The organism is Actinoplanes derwentensis, assembly GCF_900104725.1.
Classification (GTDB): domain Bacteria; phylum Actinomycetota; class Actinomycetes; order Mycobacteriales; family Micromonosporaceae; genus Actinoplanes; species Actinoplanes derwentensis.
Genome location: NZ_LT629758.1, coordinates 1,119,701 through 1,139,459, shown reverse-complemented (window position 1 = coordinate 1,139,459; position 19,759 = coordinate 1,119,701). Strand labels below are relative to the sequence as shown.

At 70.2% G+C, this 19,759-nt stretch carries 17 protein-coding genes; 6 read left to right on the top strand and 11 right to left on the bottom strand.

Annotation, left to right across the window (positions count from 1 at the left end; translation table 11 throughout):
• Nucleotides 1–33 precede the first annotated feature (33 nt).
• Nucleotides 34–366: a hypothetical protein gene (locus BLU81_RS04985; protein ID WP_092542036.1), complete on the bottom strand. Its 333-nt coding sequence runs from the start codon at nt 364–366 to the stop codon at nt 34–36.
• A 192-nt stretch (nt 367–558) separates the two neighbouring features.
• Between BLU81_RS04985 and BLU81_RS04980 the strand changes: the two genes are divergently transcribed.
• From BLU81_RS04980 to BLU81_RS04960, 5 genes are all read left to right on the top strand, one after another.
• A complete protein-coding gene (locus BLU81_RS04980; RefSeq protein ID WP_092556614.1) occupies nt 559–1,386 on the top strand; it encodes a S1 family peptidase in 828 nt (275 codons plus the stop codon).
• Between the two features lie 45 nt (nt 1,387–1,431).
• Nucleotides 1,432–2,631, top strand: a complete 1,200-nt coding sequence (locus tag BLU81_RS04975) for an FxsB family cyclophane-forming radical SAM/SPASM peptide maturase (RefSeq protein WP_092542034.1) — start codon at nt 1,432–1,434, stop codon at nt 2,629–2,631.
• A gap of 134 nt (nt 2,632–2,765) precedes the next feature.
• A complete protein-coding gene (locus tag BLU81_RS04970; protein WP_092542032.1) occupies nt 2,766–3,506 on the top strand; it encodes a hypothetical protein in 741 nt (246 codons plus the stop codon).
• Nucleotides 3,507–3,601: 95 nt separating this feature from the next.
• Entirely contained in the window at nt 3,602–4,492 is an 891-nt protein-coding gene (locus BLU81_RS04965) for a hypothetical protein (protein WP_157751253.1), read from the top strand.
• Nucleotides 4,489–6,813, top strand: coding sequence for a BREX system ATP-binding domain-containing protein (locus BLU81_RS04960; RefSeq protein WP_092542028.1), 2,325 nt, complete (start codon nt 4,489–4,491; stop codon nt 6,811–6,813). Before BLU81_RS04965 ends, BLU81_RS04960 begins: the two co-directional genes overlap by 4 nt.
• On the opposite strand, the gene BLU81_RS04955 is transcribed toward BLU81_RS04960, so the two are convergent.
• The 4 genes from BLU81_RS04955 to fxsA are packed head-to-tail and all read right to left on the bottom strand — an operon-like array spanning nt 6,771 to nt 12,747.
• Nucleotides 6,771–7,859 carry a hypothetical protein gene (locus BLU81_RS04955; protein ID WP_092542026.1) on the bottom strand — a complete coding sequence of 363 codons (1,089 nt, stop codon included), beginning with the start codon at nt 7,857–7,859 and terminating at the stop codon, nt 6,771–6,773. The two genes, BLU81_RS04960 and BLU81_RS04955, sit on opposite strands and share 43 nt — an antisense overlap.
• Nucleotides 7,856–8,842, bottom strand: coding sequence for a hypothetical protein (locus tag BLU81_RS04950; RefSeq protein WP_092542024.1), 987 nt, complete (start codon nt 8,840–8,842; stop codon nt 7,856–7,858). Before BLU81_RS04950 ends, BLU81_RS04955 begins: the two co-directional genes overlap by 4 nt.
• Nucleotides 8,843–8,852: 10 nt before the next feature.
• Complete coding sequence (gene fxsT, locus BLU81_RS04945) at nt 8,853–12,557, bottom strand: FxSxx-COOH system tetratricopeptide repeat protein (RefSeq protein WP_231954182.1); 3,705 nt, start codon at nt 12,555–12,557, stop codon at nt 8,853–8,855.
• Nucleotides 12,532–12,747: an FxSxx-COOH cyclophane-containing RiPP peptide gene (fxsA, locus tag BLU81_RS51925; protein ID WP_373873378.1), complete on the bottom strand. Its 216-nt coding sequence runs from the start codon at nt 12,745–12,747 to the stop codon at nt 12,532–12,534. The genes fxsT and fxsA overlap by 26 nt, the downstream gene beginning before the upstream one ends.
• 516 nt (nt 12,748–13,263) lie before the next feature.
• Here fxsA and BLU81_RS04935 point away from each other — a divergent pair.
• Nucleotides 13,264–14,181 carry an aKG-HExxH-type peptide beta-hydroxylase gene (locus tag BLU81_RS04935; RefSeq protein ID WP_231954177.1) on the top strand — a complete coding sequence of 306 codons (918 nt, stop codon included), beginning with the start codon at nt 13,264–13,266 and terminating at the stop codon, nt 14,179–14,181.
• 106 nt (nt 14,182–14,287) lie between these two features.
• On the opposite strand, the gene BLU81_RS04930 is transcribed toward BLU81_RS04935, so the two are convergent.
• From BLU81_RS04930 to BLU81_RS04905, 6 genes are all read right to left on the bottom strand, one after another.
• Nucleotides 14,288–15,520: an ISAs1 family transposase gene (locus BLU81_RS04930; RefSeq protein ID WP_231954174.1), complete on the bottom strand. Its 1,233-nt coding sequence runs from the start codon at nt 15,518–15,520 to the stop codon at nt 14,288–14,290.
• 193 nt (nt 15,521–15,713) lie between these two features.
• Nucleotides 15,714–16,088, bottom strand: a complete 375-nt coding sequence (locus tag BLU81_RS04925; protein WP_231954170.1) for a hypothetical protein — start codon at nt 16,086–16,088, stop codon at nt 15,714–15,716.
• A 15-nt stretch (nt 16,089–16,103) separates the two neighbouring features.
• On the bottom strand, nt 16,104–16,409 hold the full coding sequence (locus BLU81_RS04920; RefSeq protein ID WP_231954168.1) for a hypothetical protein: 306 nt from the start codon (nt 16,407–16,409) through the stop codon (nt 16,104–16,106).
• Nucleotides 16,410–16,453: 44 nt separating this feature from the next.
• On the bottom strand, nt 16,454–17,071 hold the full coding sequence (locus BLU81_RS04915; RefSeq protein WP_197686120.1) for a vitamin K epoxide reductase family protein: 618 nt from the start codon (nt 17,069–17,071) through the stop codon (nt 16,454–16,456).
• On the bottom strand, nt 17,068–17,823 hold the full coding sequence (locus BLU81_RS04910; protein ID WP_092556604.1) for a DsbA family protein: 756 nt from the start codon (nt 17,821–17,823) through the stop codon (nt 17,068–17,070). Before BLU81_RS04910 ends, BLU81_RS04915 begins: the two co-directional genes overlap by 4 nt.
• A gap of 200 nt (nt 17,824–18,023) precedes the next feature.
• The gene (locus BLU81_RS04905) at nt 18,024–19,730 is read right to left on the bottom strand and encodes a putative bifunctional diguanylate cyclase/phosphodiesterase (protein ID WP_092542016.1); all 1,707 of its coding nucleotides are present in this window, start codon (nt 19,728–19,730) and stop codon (nt 18,024–18,026) included.
• Between the last annotated feature and the right edge of the window lie 29 nt (nt 19,731–19,759).

Sequence of the window (19,759 nt, the reverse complement as noted above, 5' to 3'; positions counted from 1 at the left end):
ACTGAGGCGGTGGCGGTGACGATGGTGGCTTGATCAGTTCTCCGGCGGTTTGATCTTCGACAGTTCCAGGATCGGCGGGAGAGGGGCCGCGCCGGGGCCGCCGTCGTTGATCCAGCCGATCAGGTCGGTGAGGACGTCGTCGTCGAGGACCAGGCCGAACCAGACCGGGCGCGCGCCCTGCCGCCGGGCGACCGGCGTGGGCTGGACCACGACCACGTTGGATTGGGCGCAGGCGTCCAGGCAGAGGCTGGTGCGCACCCGGTGTTCGGGTTCCAGGGCGGTCCGCAGCTCGTCGAGCTGGCCGTCGTGATCGACCGTCGGATGTTTGCGCAGGCTGCCGCAACAGCAGTCCCGGCACACCGTCACCGTGCAACCCAACCGAATTCTCCCCTCGTTTTCGAGGGGTAACCCTAGTCTGCGCCGCCCAGCGGCCGCGCAACGCATGAGCTTATTGACATGCCTAAATGACTGGTGGGAATGTACCGGCACCGGAAACCCCCCGGCGGGGCGTGCCGCTGACCCGCCCTGCCCCGCCGCCCTGCTGTGAAGGGATCCTTCATGCGCCTTCGACGGGCATTCTCACTCGGCGTCGCCGCCCTGACCGCCGCCGCCGGCGTCCTCGCCGGGACGGCCACACCCGCCCAGGCGGACGTCGCGGTGACCCTGGCCAACACCATCGCGCTGAGCAACTGTTCGGCCTCGCTGGTCCGTTTCCCCACCTCGGTCAGCACCGACAGCGCGATGATGCTCACCAACGGGCACTGTTACGAGGGTGGCTTCATCGCCGCCGGCCGGGTCCTGCAGAACGTCTCCAGCACTCGCTCCGGCACCCTCCTGAACAGTTCCGGGGGCGCGCTGGGCACGGTGCGGGCGAACCGGGTGCTGTACGCGACGATGACCGGCAACGACGTGACGCTCTACCGGCTGAACACCACGTTCGCGGCACTGTCCAGCTCGTACGGCGCCACCCCGCTGACCCTCTCCGCCGCGCACCCGGTCGCAGGCACCTCGATCGCGATCCCGTCCAGCTATTGGAAGGAGATCTGGAGCTGCTCGATCGACGGTTTCGTGCCCACTCTCCGGGAGTCCACCTGGACGTGGAAGGACTCGGTCCGCTACGACGCGGGTTGCGACACGATCGGCGGCACCTCCGGATCACCGATCGTCAGCACCGTCACCGGCGAGGTGATCGGCATCAACAACACCGGCAACGAGGACGGCGCGAGCTGCACGCTGAACAACCCGTGTGAGGTCAGCTCGACCGGCGTGATCACCGTGCTGAAGGGCCGTAGTTACGGCCAGCAGACCTACTGGTTCACCACGTGCGTCAACTCCAGCCGGACGATCGACCTGACCGTCACCGGTTGCCTGCTCACCAAGCCGTGAGCCACTGCTAGCTTGAATCGACGAGCTTCGACAGAGGTGGGCGGGATGGCGACGATCTGGCCGGATCAGGGTCTCGACGTCGCCACCCTGCTGGCCTCCGGATGGCGGCCCACTCCGGTTCGCGAGGTCGTGCTCAAGGTTCATCAGCGCTGCAACCTGGCGTGTGACTACTGCTACGTCTACACGATGGCCGACCGCAGCTGGCGCGACCGGCCGCCGGTGATCTCCCGGGAGGTCTGGCTGGCGGTGGCCCGGCGGATGGCCGAACACGCCGCCGCGCATGACCTGCCGTCGATGGCGCTGGTGCTGCACGGCGGGGAACCACTGCTCGCCGGGCGTGACCTGCTCGGCCGGCTGATCGAGGACTTCCGGGCGGCCTTCACCGGGGTCAGCCGCCTGGACGTCCGGATGCAGACCAACGGCACCCTGCTCGACGAGGACACCCTGGAACTGCTGGCCGGTCACCGGGTCACGGTCGGGGTCAGCCTCGACGGCCCGGCGGACGCCAACGACCGGCGGCGCCGGCGGGCCGACGGGCGCGGCAGTCACGCCGACGTACAGCGAGCGCTGCGGCTGCTCGGCCAGGAGCGATACCGGGCGGTGTACGGCGGCCTGCTCTGCACGATCGACGTCACCACCGATCCGCTGGAGTGTTACCGGGAGCTGCTCGCCCACCGGCCGCCGTCGGTGGACCTGCTGCTGCCGCACGCCAATTGGCAGGTGCCGCCACCTCGGCCGCCCGGTTCCGGGCCGGCACCGTACGCGGACTGGCTGATCACCGTGTTCGACCGCTGGTACGGCGCACCCCATCGGGAGACGCGCATCCGTCTCCTCGATGACCTGACCGCGCTGGTGCTCGGCGGGGCGGGCCGGTCCGAGCAGGCCGGGCTGAGCCCGGTAGCCGTCCTGATCGCGGAGACCGACGGCTCCATCGAGCTGGTCGATTCGCTGAAATCCGCGTACCCGGGGGCGTGCCGGACCGGGCTGACCGTTTTCGCCGACACCCTGGACGCCGCGCTCCGGTACCCCGGCATGGCCGCACGGCAGATCGGCCGGCAGGCCCTCTCCGACACCTGCCATGCCTGCGCCGAATGCTCCGTCTGCGGCGGCGGGCACTACGCGCATCGATTCCGGCCGGAGTCGGGTTTCCGGCACCCGTCCGTCTACTGTGCTGACATAATCCGGCTGATCGCGCACATCAGAGGCCGTGTCATCACCGATCTGGCGTGCCTGTCGCCTAACTGACCGGCATCACTCGAAGGGGTTCCCCGCACGGTCCGGGCCGATACTGTGACTTCATGGCCGTTGGGTCCAGGCACACACTCCGTCGGCGACGGTGGTCGATGTGTGCCGCTCTCCTGCCGCTCACTGTGGCGGGGATGTTCAGTGTGGCGGGCTGCGGCTCCTTGGCGGACCAGGATCTGGTGCGCTGTCTGGCCCCGGAGAACCGGTCCAGGATGGTCGCCGCGGCGGAGGCTCTCGCCGTCGCGGCGCCGGCCGCCGACGGCACCCATGTCGTGGTGGGCAAGAAGGTCCTGACTCTCGCGGAATGGCGTAAGCAGCGAGCCGATGACTTCGACCGGACCTGCCTGGCGCTGCCCGTCCCCGCCGGCGGCGGGGGCGGCGGGGACTCCTCGCCGTGGATCGCGGCGATCTTCGCGCTGCTCGCGGCGATCGTCGGTGCGATCATGACCGCGGCGACGACCGGTTTCCTGGCCGGCGCGGGCCGGCGGCGACTGGCCGCCGACCAGGTGACCGGCCTGGCCGAGGCGTTGCACACCGCGGCCGGGGCCTATCTGGCCGGCTGGCGCGGTCAGGGAGACAAACAGGATCCGGACTCCGTGGTCGCCGCCGCCCGACGGCTCGACGGAGCCCTGCGGGCGATCGAGGTCGAGCACCGCCAGTGGGTGCTGGCCAGCGACCTCCGCGCCGCACTGGAGACATTTCCGATCACCGATGGGCTGCGTCTTCAGGCGAGGACCCCGGCCGAACAGGCGGCCATCCTCGCCGATACCGAAGAACGGACCGACCGGCTGGTGCGGGGAACCCGTCGCCTGGCCGGCGCCATGCGCCGCCCGGAGCGGCACCCCCTGCACCTGCGCCGCCCCCTGCCGGACTGATCGCGGAGAGGACGAGTTACTTGACGAATCCCTTCATCCCGCCCGGGGCGGTGTCGCCCGACGATCCGCTCTGTCCGTGGCGGTTCCCGGATCAGATGACGTGGTACGCCGACGTCGACTCGGCCGAGGAGGAGTTCCAGCGGTTCACCGACCGGATCGACGTCGCAGGCCTGGCCGATCGGGGCCAACTGGTGGTGATCGCCGGGCTGAAGGGCTGCGGCAAGACCTCCCTGGCGCATCGGTGTGCCGAGCACATCGACGCACGGACCAATCAGAAGGCGTCGACGCCGTTGGAAGCCGGCAAGTTGATCCTGGACCTGAGCCGTTACGTCTTTCCGCCGTTCAAGCGGGACGACGACATCGAGATAAGACGACTGTGCGAGGTCGCCGACCAGATCGGACGGTTCCTGATCCGGGCGAATGTCGCCCCGGTGGATCGTCACGAGACGGCGAGATTACTCAGTTCCGACCGGCATCGGCAGGCCGTCGAAACCCTGATCCAGCCGCTCGAGGGAACGTCCTACACCCTCATCGTCCTGTTACCCCCCATTTCTGACTTTGTGAATGAACTGCAGCAGTATTCACATATCACTCGGGAGCATGGGAGGATTGTTTTTCTGGCAGAGAGTTCGGATCGGAAAGTCGCAAGGTTCGTCGATCAAGAAAGGGACCGTAACGAGATCATCGCGTTACGGGTGGAACCTCTCGACGGAGGCGACGGATGGACGTTCATCAAGGATCGCACCATCGACCGAAGCAGCCATCCGACCTCCATCGCACGGGACCAGGTCCAGAAAGCCCTGACATGGCTGGACTACGCCCCGCTCACGATCGGCCGCCTGCTCGCGCTCTGCTGGAAGGCCTGGGAGCCCACGGCCACATCGACGTCACCACGGGCACTCGACGCGCTCGACCTGATCGGAACGGCCGACCAGTACATCCGGACGGGCGACACCGGTTATGGAACCGGAGGTGATCACCGGTGAGTGCCGACGGAGAACTCCGCAGCACGAATCCGTTCTCGCCGTCCGCGGTCGCGGCGACGAACTGGACCGGACGAGCTCCGGTGACCGTTTCGACCGATGCCACCGAGGAGGCGCTCCGCCGGGTCTACGGCTATCTGGAGCCCCAGGCCGGCGAACGCAACGACGCCGCGGCCGAGTCCGGGCCGGTGGCCGATCCAGCCGCGCTCCGGCGCCGGGGCATCACGGTCGGCCTGGTCGGTGAGTACGGCTCGGGAAAGACCCACCTGGCGATGCATCTGCTGCGCTCGGCTCGCCTGCGCAGCGAGGAATCCCGGTTCGGCGCCATTCTGCACGAGTCCTACATGGAAGCACCGGACGGCACTTTCGACGTGCTTTACCGGCGATTCATGGAGGGACAGGACCCGAACGAATTGCGCACCACGTTACGCCATTATTACGCGGATGCCGTCGCCGATGTGCTAGCCCGTTCTCCGCTCACGGTGGATACCGCCCGCCGCCTCCGGAATCGTGAGGTGGACGCGGACGACGTCGTGGAGAAACTGGGGCTGATCGACAGCATTCTGTCGGACCGGCTGCGGGATAACCTGCTCGCCGTGACGCAGCGCGAGGAGTTCGCGGTGGCGCTCACCATGTTCCTGCGGCGTAAGGAGTTCGCCGAGGACATCTGGACGTGGCTGTCCGGCGGGAAGGCCACTCAGGCGCTGATCGACCGAGGGTTCCCCGGCCCGATCCGGGGCAACGACATGGCGCTGGAGGCGATGGGTGTCTTCGCGATGCTCTACGGCCGTCGGCATCACCGGTTCGTCATGGTCATCGACGAACTGCACAACATCCTCAAGGGCAACCGCGAACCGGACCCGCAACTGCTCATCGGGTTCCGCAAACTGTTCGAGGTCTTCGAGGCGGCCGGCGCCTGCCTGGTGATGGTCGGGCTGCCGGACCTGTGGGAGATCCTCGGCGGCAGCACCCGGGAACGTCTGGTCGACTCGATCGAGATGGCCCCGCTCGAAGCCGGGGACGTGCGTAACCTGATCGAGCAGACCCAGGCCGAGGTGTTCCGGACCGCACCGGTGCTGGCGCCGTTCGCGGACAGCGCGCCCGCCCTGATCGCGAGCGTCACCCAGGGCAACCCACGGCAGATCATCAAGATCTGCCAGCGCGCGTACGACCGGCTGCTGCGTACCCCGGAGTTGCCGCAGATCGACACCGACGTGGTCCTCGAAGTGGCCGCCAAACGGCCGGACCTGCCCGACCGCAAGGGCGTCCGGCGGGAGATCCGGCACCTGCTGAGCGCCCGCGGCCTGATCGCGGCCCGGGACACGGTTCCGGCCGCCCGGGCCGGCAGCACACCCGTCGACTTCTGGGTGACGTCCGAAGGCCGGGACCCCGGATGCGCCGTCCTCGTCAGTCTCTCGATCACCACCGAACAGGACAGCGCGGCCCTGGAGGCCCGGGCCCGGCAACTGCGGGCCGCGGTTCCCGGCGCGGAGGCGGTCCTGGTGGTGATCGGCTATCTGGACGAGCGCCTGACCAGGCGGCTGAGCGGGGAGTTCGGCAACGAGCCGCTGCTGTTCAGCCGGCACGACTTCGCCGAGGAGTTCACCACGACGGTGACCGCGGCACTGGCCCGGATCGCCGGGCTCGACCCGCGCAACGTCGAGGCCCGCCTGCTGGAGCGGGTCACCTGGCTGGCCCAGCAGCAGAGTTACACGCAGTCGTACAACGAGAGTCTGGCCGCCCGGGTCGAGGACGTCCGGGCCGCTGTCGACCGGCAGTTCACCACCTTACGCACCGAGCTGGGTGCCTGGCGGGAGTCGGCGGTCACCGCCGGCGGGGCCCTCCCGGAACCGGTGGACGAGGCGTTCCGGGAGGCGTACGAGGTGCTCGGGCGGTTCAACCGGACGGCCACGGCGATGCAGTCGGCCCTGAGCGTGGCGGCCGGCCCCGAGGACGCCCAGCGTTACCGGGAACAGCTGCTGGACCAGCTGAGCGTCCCGGAGCTGTACGCCGCCAACGGGGTGGTGGCGCTGCTGACCGATCTGGTCAACGCGTTCCGCTGGGGCATCAGCGAGTGGTTCGCCCGGCCGGACCCCGACGTACGGCTGCTCACCCGGATCTGCGGAACCTACGACGCTCTGTACTTCGAGGTCCAGGTTCCCCGGCTGGACCACTTCCCGGCGCTGGCGACCGGGCCGGACACCGACGACGTCTCGCAGAGCACCTGGCGGATCTGGCGGCACGACCTCCAGGATCAGCTGGAGGAACTGGGGGCACGGGTTCAGGAAGCCGCCCGGCGATCCTCTGCCGGGGCCGGCCCGTGAGACGGCAGGCTCCGCGGCCACGTGATCCGTGCGGAGCCGAGAGCCGCGTTGACCGCCCAGTGCAGCACGTTGACGACGAGGATGGCCGGCGCCACGATCGCCACCGTGCCCGGTAACGTCGGTTCGAGAGCCAGCGCCAGGATGACGGCGGTGATGCCGTTCTGCTGGCCGGCCGCGAGCCGCACCCGGTCCCGGCGCGACAGCCGGGCCGGCAGCACCAGAGCCGCGACCGCCTGCGCCAGGAAGGCGGCCACCCCGAGGAGGATCCCGGCGACGATCGAGACGCCACCGGTCAGCAGCAGGCCGAGCAGGAACATCGCCAGTACCAGCGCGCCACGCAGCACGACGTCGAGAGCCCGCCCGAGCGGCGGCCGGAAGAACAGACCGGTGACGGCCAGGCCGAGCATCAGCACCCCCTCGACGGACCACACCATCAGCAGCAGCAGAGCGCCGACCCCGGCCGCTCCCCACGCCGGTGAGGGGATCCGGCGGCCGGCCCACCACAGCACCGCCCAGACCGCGGCGGCCACCGCGACGAGCAGCGCGTTGGCGCTCAGGTCACCGGCGTACGACAGCAGCCCGCCCCCGGCTGATCCGCCGCTGATCAGCCACGCTCCGGCGTAGACGGTCAGCAGCGCGGTGACCGGGTCGTCGAACGCGGCCCAGGCCAGCAGGATCGTGCGAGCCCGCTCCGACATGCCGGCCCGGTCCAGCAACGCCGCCACCGACAGCGGGTCGATCTGGGCCACCGCCAGCCCCACCACGGCGTACCGCGGGTCCACCAGGAAGTACATCGCGGCGACCAGCAGCGCGGCTTTGAGCAGGACACCGATGGTCGCGGCGAACAGGATCGGGCTCAGCGACTCACGGGCGTCCCGCAGCGAGATGCCGTGGGCCGCGCCGTAGAGGCCGGCTGCCAGCAGGGCGGTGGCCAGGTACTGGTAGCCGGTGGACGTGGGTAGATCCCGGGTGTGTGCGGCGGCGGCCACCACCCAGCCGAGCCCGGCGACCACGATCAGACCGGACAGCCAGCGCAGTTCTCTCACGGGGAGGCGTCCGATCGGATCGCTCCAGCCAGCTCGTGCAGCTTCTGGTCGGAGTTCGCCACCTGGGTCTGGTCGAGGGTCACACCGACCAGATAGTCGTCGCCGGAGAGTTGGAAGAAGAAGATGGCACCCTGCTCGACGTCGAGGACGACCCGGTTCGGTGGCAGGTCGACCAGCGGCCACGCCGATCGGCAGAGGTCGGCGACGATCGCCTCGGAGTCGTTGCACACCTTCTCGTAGAAGCGGCGCCGGGTGGTCCGGGCGATGAAGGCGAAGAAGTGCTCGACCCCGCCGTCGTCGAAGACGTCCACGGCGAACAGCAGACTCCCCCCGCGATAGAACGCCACGTAGTGCACGTCACGGGTGTCCAGCGCGGCCACGCACAGGCTGAAGTGCGGATGGCCGGTGGCTCCCGAGGTGAACAGCCGGGGACGGTCCGGATGGGACGCCTCCGGGACCGACGGCGTCTCGTACGACCCGAAGTTGAGCGAGCCCAGCCGCAACCGGTTGCGCACCTCACTCGCGACCAGGGCGACCCCGCGGTCGGCCTCGGCCACCCGGGCCCGGGCGTCCGGGCCGCCGTCGTCGTCGAACGCGACCGCGCCGATCAGGTGTATGCCCGGGACGATGCTGTCGCAGATCACCCCGCCGTCGTCGCACTCCACCACCACTCGGATCAGCTCCCCGGTCACGGCGTCGGCCAGCCGCCGGTTCAGCTGTGTCACGGTCATCGCCAGCTGCTGGTCGAGCGATGAGTCCGCCCAGCCGGAGTCGGCCAGCCGTTGCATCGGGGTGCCGTCGCCGAGCACGTCCAGCGAGTAGTCGAGGACACCGTTGCGGCACTGCGCCAGGTGGTGCAGCGGGCCGCCGTCCGCGACCTGTGCCAGGACGAGAGGGCGGAGCATCGGGTACGCCGCCTGGAAGTGATCGGCCGGAGTCTCGCGTACCCCGGCCGGGGTGTCGCGATGGTCTCGGGAACTCACGGCGCTCTCCTCAGGTCGGCGGAACATCGACGATTACCGATGCTAGCGGGTTGCCGGGACGCGCATTGGCCGCCGCGACCCGCGCGAACGGGTGCGAATCGGTGAGCGTCCGGGCACTCCCCGAGGCCAACTGCGCCAAGGCCCGCCGGGACTCGGCCGGGTCGGCGGCCGGCGCCTGGGCGACGAGGAGATTGATCCGGGCCGCGACACTCCACGGATGCCGGGCGCCCAAGGTGCCGCGCAGGCTGAGCCAGGCCTCGTCGGCGGTCGCCACAGCCCGCCCGGGATCCGCCGAGATCTGGATCGCGGACAGATTTATCAGACAGAGCGCGGCGTACGGGTGACCGTCCGCGATCTGGCCGCGGTACCGTTCGATCACCGGAAGAGCCTCGGCCAGCGCCTCCGCCGAGCGCCCGAGCAGGTGGGCGTCGGCCGCGCAGGCGAGTGCGCACAGCAGGGTCTCGGTGTTGTCATCCCCGAAATCCCGCCGGTACTCGGTCAGCAGTCGCCGGTCGGTGCTCTCGGCCCGGGCCGGCCGGCCGGTCATCCGGTCCAGAGCCGCCCGGTGCCGGCTGATCCGGAGCACCCGGTCCTGCGCCAGATCCGCGCCACGTCGCTGCTGGGTCCGGTACCGGGCGGCACGCAGTATGTCGTCCGACTCGTCGTACCGGCCGATCTCCCGCAGATACAGCGCGAGGTTGACGGCCGACCGCCACGCCTCCGGACCGGACCAGCCCTGCAGATCCAGCCACCGATCGAGGACGTGCCGGCCCATGGTCAGCGCCTCCCGCAGATTCCCGGTCAAGAACTGGGAGAACGCCAGGTTGTTCGCGGCCCACAGGGTGTTCGGATTGTCCTCACCCGTGGTGCGGCGGAAGCCCTCGAAAGCGATGTCGTCCTGCACCAGAGCGTCAGCGAACCGCCCCACCCCGCGCAGCGACCGGCCCTTCCCCCGGGCCAGCAGGAAGTTGCGGATGTGGTCGGCGGGTAACACGGTCCGCATCGTGGCCTGCGCCTGACCGAACAACTCCACCGCCACCGCGTGCTGGCCCAGGGCGGCCCGCAGGTTGGCCCGCTCACCGTCCAGCCGCAGACGGACGTCCTCGTCGGCCGGTGCCGCGGTCCACAGCTCGGCCACGGCGTCGGCCTGGAGCAGGACCGCCCGGCGCTGATCGTCGTCACCGTAGAGGGCTACGTACCGCACCTGTTTCACCACCCAGGTCCGCGCCGCTCGGCTCTTGCTCGTCAGCGCCCCGGAGTGCCGTAGGTGACGGCCGAGTTCGACCTGTGTGTCGGCACTCCGCTCGTACAGGACCTGGGCGTCGCTGGGTGCGCAGGCGGCCAGTGCCTCGATCAGCACCTCCTGGACCGCGTCCAGCCCTACCGAGGTCAGTGTCCGCACCCCGTCCTGGATCAGCCGGTGCATGCGCAAGGCTCCGGAGTCCCAGTCGATGGCGAAGAGACCGTGCCGCGCCCCCAGCCAGATGATCTGGTCGACCACCGCCGGGTCGGCGTCGAGCCGCTCGATGCCGGGCGCCAGGGCCGGGATACCGTCGTGCCCGAGCAGGATCGGGCCGGCTTCGATACCCGGTGTGCCGGCCCGCGCGTCCTCCCGGGGAACCAGCGAGGTCAGCCCGCTCAGGAACGCCGGATGGCGCAGCAGCCACAGCGACACCCCGTCCGGGGAGAGGAAGGAACAGAGCCGGGCCAACGCGATCGTCGACCTCCCCCAGGTACCCGCGGCCGCCAGGTCCTCCAGGACCACCGCGAGGGCGTGCCGCACCGGGTCCCCGCCGGTCTCGGCGTCGATCCGGTTCCGGTACTCGTCGACCGCGGCCCGGACCAACTGGTCGCCGACCAGACCCTGCTTGCGGTACGCGGGGATCCGGGTCACCAGGGTGGTGGCGGCCAGGTGGACGGCGAGCGGCGCCCCGCCCAGCCGGGCGACCAGCGCCGTGCCGTCCTCCCGGCTCAGCGAGGGCAGGTAGCGGGCCAGAATCTCGGTGCCCTCGTCCGGGGTGAACGGCCGGGCCGTCACGCTCCCGGCCGGGCGGCCGGTCAGGCGCGGCAGATCGGCGGCCCGGCCGGACTCCGACGTCACCAGCACATGGGTCGTCTCCCCCTCCGGCACCAGGCCGCGCAGTGCCTCCAGGTCGTCGGCGTTGTGGAAGATGAGAAGCCGGCGCGGGGATCCACGGACACCCTGCCGGGTCTCTTCGGTACGCAGCGTGGCAAGCTGCCGACGGGCCTCCGACCGGTCACCGGCCGGGATCCACCAGCAGACGTCGTAATCATGGCGGAACCGGCGGGAGTACTCCGCCAGCAGTTCCCGGCGGCCGGTGCCGGGCTCGCCGTTGATCAGGGCGATCCGGCCGTCCAGCAGCAGATCGCGCACCCGGTCCAGGTCCGCTTCCCGGCCGACGAAGTCGTACCTGGTGTTGACGAAGTTGCTGATGGGCTCGGTGGGTGCCGGCGCCCCGGGGAACCGGATCGGCCAGCCGCGAGCCGGCGCCGGCAGGCGCGGAACGAGGAACAGTGCCGCTTGCAGCCGAGCGGTGGCGACCTCGGGCTTCTGGACGGTCAGATCGACCGACGGCGACGGCACCTGATGTTGCAGGGCCACCCGGACGTGCAACAGTTCCGGCGATTCCGAGCCGTTGTCCAGCACCGCGCCGACCGCACGGCGCAGCGGGTCGGGCAGCTCGTCGTCCGCCCCCACGACCAGCACGGTCCGCACGTCCGGCCCGGGAGCGGAGGCGGCGTCCAGAACTCGCACCCGCACGCCCAGCCCCTCCAGGTCCGTGACGATCCACTCTCGCCAGGCGCGCAGCCGGCCCGGGGCGGCGACCAGCACGGTGCCGCCGTCCACCCCCGCGTCGGCCAGCCGGTACCCGGACCGGATCCGCGGCGGGACCGGCGAGCCGTCCGGGAACGGTGGGGCACCGATCGCCGCCAGCAGCCCGGTGATCCCGGCGGGGATCTCGCCGGCGGTCAGCACGAAGAGGGGGTGGAGTCCCGGCGGCAGCGCCAGCACCACCGGCCGCGGTCCCCGGCCGCCCACGATCTGCTCGAACACCCGGGCCGTCGCCGACTCGGCGACGGCCCGGTGCACCTCGTCCTCGGAGGTGGTCGCCAGCGGCAGCACGCCACGGCCGGCCGGCGCCCCGGACAACAGCCGCGTCGTGGCCAGCGCCGCCGGGCGGGCCGACGCCTCGTTCAGGCGGAAGCTGACCACGGTGGTATCGCTCAGACCGGCCACGGCACCGCCGGAGTCGCCGGCCGGGGCGCTGATCAGCACGTAGTCGTACCGCAAGCGACTGATCACCCGGTCCGCGCCGGGCAGGGCGTCGGCCCGGCCGGGCCGGGCCAGGGTGGCGAGGTCGAGGCGACCGGCCGGCTCGGGGATCAGGTGCCGGGCGATCTTGATCCCCCGGAACATCCGGCCCCATGCCGGGTCCTCCAGCAGACCGGCCAGGTAGTCGCCGACCTCAGGACGGTCGGCGATGTCGACCGTCGGCAGCCGGGCGAACTCCCGCTCCAGCCGCAGCCGGGCCCGGTCCCCGTCGATCACCAGCACCCGCTGCCCGGCGAAGGCGAGCAGCGTGGCGACGGCCGCGATGACCGTGGCGGTGTCCTCGCTGGCGACGGGCTCGGCGAACGAGAGGACATGGGGGCGCTCACGAGGATCGTCACTCATCATCGAACGCTGGTCCATTCGTGAATTGGGAATAGCTTTCCGGTTTGGTCCGGGCCTCGTCGATCACCCGGCGCAGGGCGCTGATCAGAACCGAGTCCGGTAGGGCGGCGATCTGATCAAGGTCCAATCGGGTGACGTCGATCAGGTGGGAGCCGGTCTCCCGGCCGCCACCAGGGCAAGCCGAACTAACAGGTCCAACAGCTCCCACAGCGAACCTTCCCCTGATGAACCTTTTCCCCAGCCTCGCCGGGCGGAAAATGGTCAATACTCACCGGCATCGGATATTGATCGCTCTATAGCTCCTCGGCGCACGCTCATAGTAGCGTCCGAGACGGCCGTCGAGTATCTGCCGAAGTCGCATCGGAAGGGAAAATCATTCATGATCGGCGACCCGGATACACCGCTTCACGGCGTCCGCCCCGACCTCCTGGAAGGCCTGTTCCAGGGCCACGGAGGAGCCCACGCGGTAAGTGAAATAGCCGCTGCGCAGTACAGCAAGACAATCCTCATGATCCAATTCGTGGTACGCCGCGCGGGGACTCTCGGTCATCCGCACGCCGCAATTGCCCGTGCAGCGTACGGTGCACTTACCGAATTCCGGCGAAACCACCCGGAAGCGTTTTTCGCCGTTCTTCAGAATCCGTCCGTCCTGGCGTGGAGCAGCCGGGCCGCCCGGGAGATCAGCGCCGGCCCGGCCACTCGCGAACCGGGACTCCTCGGCGCCGTGGCCGTGGCGGTCGCCCTCCGATGTGGAGCCACCACACGACTGGAACTGCCCGACCACCTCAGCGGCCGGCTGACCCTGCCGACGGCCGGGCGGGTCCGGCTGCCCGGCGCACCCGGGCGCCCCCTCACCGCCGACGTGGCGGCCGGGCGGGCACTGATCACCCGCGACGGGCGGAAGGCGACCGGCTGGACACCGGCCGCGTGGCTGGGCGAGGGACACCGGATCACCCTCGGTCCGCTGCTTCTCACCGGCGATCAACCGGCCGCCGACCCGGCCGTATGGCGGGAACTGTTCGACCGGGCACTGGCCGGACTCACCCGCCGGCATCAGGGAGTCGCCGCCGAACTCGGCGTCGCGCTCCGCCAGATCCTCCCGATCGGCACCCCCGCCGGCGGCCAGACCAGCGGCACTTTCCACCACGCCTTCGGCGCGATCGCCACCTCCCGCCCGGACAGCCCGCAGGCCCTGGCCCTGACCCTGGCGCACGAACTGCAGCACAACAAACTGGTGGCGATCGATCATCTGATGCCGCTGGTCCGACCGGGTTGCCGGGAGCTGTACTACGCGCCGTGGCGCAACGATCGCCGCCCCCTGATCGGGCTGATCCACGGCGTGTACGCCCACGTGGGCGTAGCCGGCTTCTGGCACGGCGAACTCGAGGCCGGGCTCAGTGGCCGGGCCCAGCAGCACGCCGAGGTGGAATTCGCCCGATGGTCGGCGGCCAGCGCCGACGTCACCGCCGGGCTTCGGGAGAATCCCTGGCTCACCCCCGCCGGCCGGGATCTGGTGCGGGCATTGCATTCCCGGATACGGGACTGGAAAGGACACCGGAGTTCGGTGTCCGCGATGGCCGTCGCGGATGCCCGGCGGTCTCGGCATCGGGACCGGTGGCGCGGGAGAACAGCACCTGAATAGGCGACCGGGACTTTCCGTAGAAATCAGGGATCCGATCGCCTTTCATTCACCCCCGAGCGAAAGGCGACACCATTTCTTTTCGTACGGGTGGGCACAGCCCCCAGGGCTATTGCGTAGTGGCCTTTTCGCTGTTCACGGTCGGTTTTCCGGTGGTCACGGCGGTGATGAGGTCGTGGGGGCGGTGGTTGGCTTCTCGGGTGGCTTCGGCGATGTTGGTGGCGCCGTTGACGCGGTGGTACCCGACTGAGGTGTTACGGAGGGTGGCGAACACGGCTGGGCCGTTGCCGGTCCAGGCTTGATGCGCGTCTTCACGAAGCGTGACGTCTCGTACATAGTGCAGGCGATTCTCGATCTGCCATTCCGCCCGCGCCCATGCGCCCAGGTCGGAGGGCCGGGCCTGGCCGGCGGGCAGTGAGCTCGTCAGGTACGCCGTTTCGCGGCTGGTCTTGCCCTTGACCGTGCGGGTGCGGGTGATCCGGACGGCCTGCTGCGCGTGGGCGAAGCCCAGCCCGCCCGGGGTCGCGACGGTGAGCGCCTTGACCGTACGGGTCTCCTTACGGCCGTGACCGGTGTCGCGGGTCTGCGCTCCGATCGGAACCTTGCTCCAGGGCAGGCCTTTGACCTGGTCGTGAAGCGTCGGCTGGTTGGCTTTGATCGTGACCATCAGATGCGCGCTGTCTGCGGCGAGCAGGTCGGCGTGCCCGACCTGGGCGTGCAGTGCGTCCGCGACGATCAGGACGCCGTCCAGCGAGCCCAGCACGTTCTTGACCTGGCGCAGCAAGGGGGTGAACGCCGGGATTTCGTTCGACTTCACCGCGATCTGGACCTGGGCGAGCACGATGCCGGTACTGGTGTCGTACGCGCTGAGCAGGTGGACCTGCCTGCCGTCAGCGAGCCGGGCTCCGCGGGCGACCTTGCCGTCGACGGCGATGACCCGGCGCCACCAGTGGCCGGCAGCCGGCACCGGAGCCACCCGGCTGCGCAGCCAGCGGGCCAGGACCTGCGACAACGCTTCGGCGTCGATCCGGATCAGCAGCCGCCACACCGTCGTCGCGACGGGTACCCGGTCATCGAATCCGAGCCGTGCCCAGACCGTGCGGTCCTGGAAACGCACCCAATCCGTGACCGCGGCGAACGTGCACGCTCCGGCGATCACCGCGCACACCGCTGCCGCCAGGATGGCGACGAGGGGATACCGGCGGCCCCGCGGATCCCGCGGGTCGTCCACCGCCGCCAACGCGACGAACAGGCTCCGGCGATCACCATCGGTGACCACCGCCGGGCACGGCATACCCGGGGGTCGCTGCGGCAGCACGATCTCGGTCAGTGATGATGTCATCAGCGGGTGCGTCCAGTTCTCGATCACGGTTGTCTTCGCAAACACCATGATCACGAACGGGCCGCACCCGTCCTACATGGACCCGGTCTTCTCGCAGAGCTACCTAAAACCCCAGCTCACAGACCCCTTCACCGACTACGCAACCGCCCTGGCACAGCCCCGTTCGACCGCCCCGGAACCCGGGCGCGAACAGTCAGGAGACCCCGGAACCGCCGGTCTCGTAAGGGTCCCGGGCCGCCAGTGCCTCCACCAGTGGGACGTCGCGGCGGACGGCAAGGCGGCGGCGCTGGCGGACCTGCGCACTGGTCCGTGGCCGGAACTGCGGCTCCCGGCCGCACCCGCACGCCTCGAAACCCTCGTAGCGCAGCCCGGCACCGACCACCGCCGCCACCGCGCGCCAACCGGACAGGTCCCGGCGGCGGGGTGCGGCGAAGTCATGACCGGCGTTCACCATCGGCACCCGGCACTGTGGACACGGGTGGTCCAGGCCGTCCCCTGGTAGCTTGCTGCTGCGCCGGCACGGGACACAGACGTAGTGGACCCGGTAGATCGTCTTGGAGTCGCACACGCGGCCAGAATAGCCTCAGGTGGTGGCCATCCGGATCAGGAAGTTGCCGCCGAGCATCAGGACGTCGGCGCCGGCTACCAGGGCCATGCTGCGGTTGAGCCGCTGCGCGGCCAGTTCCGGTTCGCCGCCGCCGGTCATGCCGCGCAATGCCAGGACGATCGCGGCCAGGACCAGCGGGATGCCACCGATCAGCAGGTAACCCATCGGGAACGGGCTGTCGCTCCCGGTCACCAGCAGGGTCAGCATCACCGCGGGCACGATGCCGAAGAACACCACGGCGAGTCCGGCGTACCAGCGCAGCGGCGCGATCGAGTTCGTCACCCGAGAGATCCTAACGGCGGCGGATCGAGCCATCCGGGCCGCCGTCACGCGAACAGCTGAGCGCCGTACCGGGACACCACCAGCAGGACCAGAATCAGCAGCCAGATCGTCACCAGCACCGCGTCCAGGTCGGCGTCGATCGCCGACTTCAGCGGGGCCCGCAGGCGGGACGGGACCGGCAGGTTGCCGTCGCGCAGGTTGACGTGGGTCAGGGTGGCGAAGACCAGCGTGGTGGAGACCGTCACCAGCAGGCACCACGGGCACAGCGCACCGATGTGGAACATCGCCTCGTAGAACAGCCAGTACGCGAAGACCACGCCGACGGTGTAGACGGTCTGGGCCGCGCACATGAACCAGCGTGGGAACCGGACCCCGCCCAGGCAGGCGACCGCGACGGTGATGACCACCGGCTCGGCGACCAGGCCCAGGAACGCGTTGGGGAACCCGAACAACTGGGCCTGCCAGGACTGGGCGACCGTGCCGCAGCTGATGACCGCGTTGATGTCACAGGACAGGGCGGTGCCGGGGTCGGCGGCGAGTCGCACCGCGTCGACCGACAGCACGAACGAGGCGAGCAGGCTCAGGCACGCCGAGAACAGCATGGTGCCGAAGATCCAGGCGTCGGAGTGGCGCAGCCGGCGAACCTTCGCCAGGGTGGTCACTGGTTGCCGGCCGCTGACGTGACAGCCCGGGTGAGCGGGCCGGCGGTGTACAGGTCACCCGCGTACTTCTGCCCGTTGATCTTGATGGTGGGGGTGCCGGTGATGCCCGCCTCGAACGCGGCGTCGTTGGACCGCGTCACCCACGTCGAGAAGAGCCCGTCGGCCAGCACACCGACGACGTCCTGCGGCACCCCGGCAGCCGTGGCCAGTTCGGCGATCCGGGCATCGGTCAGGCCCGCGCCGCCCTCGGCCGGCTGGTTCTCGAACAGCGCCCTGCTGAGCGCCATCACCTTGTCCGGCGCCCGGTCGGCCACGGTGGCGACCGCGTTCGACGCCCGGGTCGAGTAGCGGGTGCCCGACGAGAACCGGTCCAGGAAGTTCAGCGGATACAGCTCGACCCGGGCCGTACCGTCCGCGATCAGTTCGTCGATCTCGGCGGTGTTGGCCCGTTCGAATTTGCCGCAGTACGGGCACATGTAGTCCAGGTAGATCTCCAGCTTGACCGGCGCCTCCGGCCGTCCGACGGCCAGCGCTCCCCCGGCGGTGGCACCTTTCGGCACGACCAGCGGACCGGACGACACGGACCCGGACCCGCCGCCCGCCCGCACCACCATGAACCCGATCGCCGCGACCAGGGCCACGATGACCACCAGGCCACCGATCATCACCGGGTTGAGCGCCCCGGTCCGGCCGGCGATCGCCGCCCGCCCCTTGCGCAGATCCTTGGACCGTTCCCGTGTCTGCCTGCCCACCGCGCTCACACTCCAGCCACCCGCGCCACCTGCCGTCCGGTCCAGACTGGAAGAAAACGGTCAGCCACACCAAGGCCCAAGGTCCACACTCGGTAGGGCCTTTGGTCCCGGCTGGCAACCTCACGCGGGTGACGGTGGTGGAGATCGACGGGGCGGCGGGCCTGGCGAGAGGGCGCGATGACGACGGACCTCGACGTCGCCTAGACGCGGGTGAGGCCGGACAGCGGGGTGAAATCGGCGGCCGGGAGCGGGCGGCTGAAGTGGAAGCCCTGGAGCAGGTCGATGCCGAAACCGGCGAGGGTACGGGCGGTCGCCTCGTCCTCGACTCCTTCGGCGACCAGGGTGAGGCCCAGGCCGTTGGCCATCCGGGCGACCGCGTCCACGATCACCTGCTCCTGCCGGTCGTGGACGCGCATGATGAACGTCCGGTCGAGTTTCAGCTCGTCCAGCGGCAACTTGGTGAGCAGCGCGAGGGAGGTGTAGCCGGTGCCGAAGTCGTCCATGGCTATCCGTACGCCCGAGTCCTGCAGGGATTTCAGGCGCTGGGCGCTCTCCTCGGGCCGGGTCATCACCGCGCTCTCGGTGATCTCCACGATCAGTGCGGTGGGTGGCAGCCCGGTCCGGTGCAGGTGGCCGGCGATCGAGTCGACGAACTGGTCCGAGGTCAGTACCGGGGCGGCCAGGTTGACGGCGACCGGCACCGGCCACCCGGACCGGTGCCAGGCGGCGGCCTGTGCGGTGGCTTCGGCCAGCACCCGTTCGGTGAGCGCGTGGATGATGTCGGACCGTTCGGCCTGGGCCAGGAAGGCGCCCGGGTAGAGCAGGCCGCGCTGCGGGTGGGCCCAGCGGACCAGGGCTTCGAAGGAGACGATCTGGCGGGTGTGCGCGTCGACGAGCGGCTGGTAGTGCAGGACCAGGTGCCCCTGGTGGACGGCGTCCCGTAGTTCCGTCTGGATGGCCAGGTCGACGGTGTGCGGGGAGGGGCGGGCCGGGTCCCACAGTTCGATCCGGGTGCGGTCGTGTTTGGCGGTGTTCATCGCCGCGTCGGCGCCAGCGAGCAGCCTGCCGACGCTGTCCATCCCGTCCTGCCCGGTGTGGGCGATGCCGAGCGAGGCCTCGACGGTGATCGGCACGCCGGCGACCGGGAACGGTCCCTGGATGGCGTGCAGCACCCGGAAACCCACGTCCCGGAGCGCCTCCGCAAGTCCGTCCCGGCCGTGTACGGCGGTCAGTGTCGCGGTGTCGAAGAAGACCACGAACTCGTCGCCGCCGAGCCGGAACGCCGTGCCGCCGGAGCATTCCCGGCGTAGTGCCCCGCTGACATGCTGGAGCAGTTCGTCCCCGGACGTGTGGCCCAGACTGTCGTTGATCTCCTTGAACCGGTTGAGGCCGATGATCGTGAGGGCCGCCGACGCACCACCGGCGAGGGCCGTGGTCACCCGTTCGGTGAGCATGCGCCGGTTGCCGAGCCCGGTCAGGTCGTCCTCCAGAGCCATCGTCCGGTAACGCCGGCTGAGGTGGTCGACGAGCGGCCCGACCGGCGCGGTGCCGAGGGTGTGCTCGCCGAGGGTGACGACCACCGGAAGCGCTTTGCGGCCGGTCGGCCGGGCCAGGGCGGCGCGGGCGGCGTCGTCCCAGGCCGTGTCGCCGGGTAGGACCAGGGCGGGTTCCCGTTCCCGGCAGAGCACCCGCAGGGCCTGCCGGTGCAGCAGGGGGCGGCCGTAGCCGAGTCGCCCGGTCAGAGCGCTGAGCAGGTAGGCCCGGTCGAGCAGGTGGATCCGACCGTCGACCCGGGTGATCAGGCCGGGCAGGGTGTGGTCGGCATGGATGGCCGCCTCGACCTGCGGGATGCCGGTGTCCGCGTCCCAGACCGCCGCGGGTACGGCGAGTTCCGCCAGTATCGGCATGGGGCCGGTCTCTCCCTCGGGGCGTCGCG

Excerpts from the sequence above, each read along its gene's own strand:
- BLU81_RS04980 (WP_092556614.1), top strand. The coding sequence starts at position 559 with ATGCGCCTTCGACGGGCATTCTCACTCGGCGTCGCCGCCCTGACCGCC.
- BLU81_RS04975 (WP_092542034.1), top strand. The coding sequence starts at position 1,432 with ATGGCGACGATCTGGCCGGATCAGGGTCTCGACGTCGCCACCCTGCTG.
- BLU81_RS04970 (WP_092542032.1), top strand. The coding sequence starts at position 2,766 with ATGTTCAGTGTGGCGGGCTGCGGCTCCTTGGCGGACCAGGATCTGGTG.
- BLU81_RS04965 (WP_157751253.1), top strand. The coding sequence starts at position 3,602 with ATGACGTGGTACGCCGACGTCGACTCGGCCGAGGAGGAGTTCCAGCGG.
- fxsT (WP_231954182.1), bottom strand. The coding sequence starts at position 12,557 with ATGGACCAGCGTTCGATGATGAGTGACGATCCTCGTGAGCGCCCCCAT.
- BLU81_RS04930 (WP_231954174.1), bottom strand. The coding sequence starts at position 15,520 with ATGACATCATCACTGACCGAGATCGTGCTGCCGCAGCGACCCCCGGGT.
- BLU81_RS04905 (WP_092542016.1), bottom strand. The coding sequence starts at position 19,730 with ATGCCGATACTGGCGGAACTCGCCGTACCCGCGGCGGTCTGGGACGCG.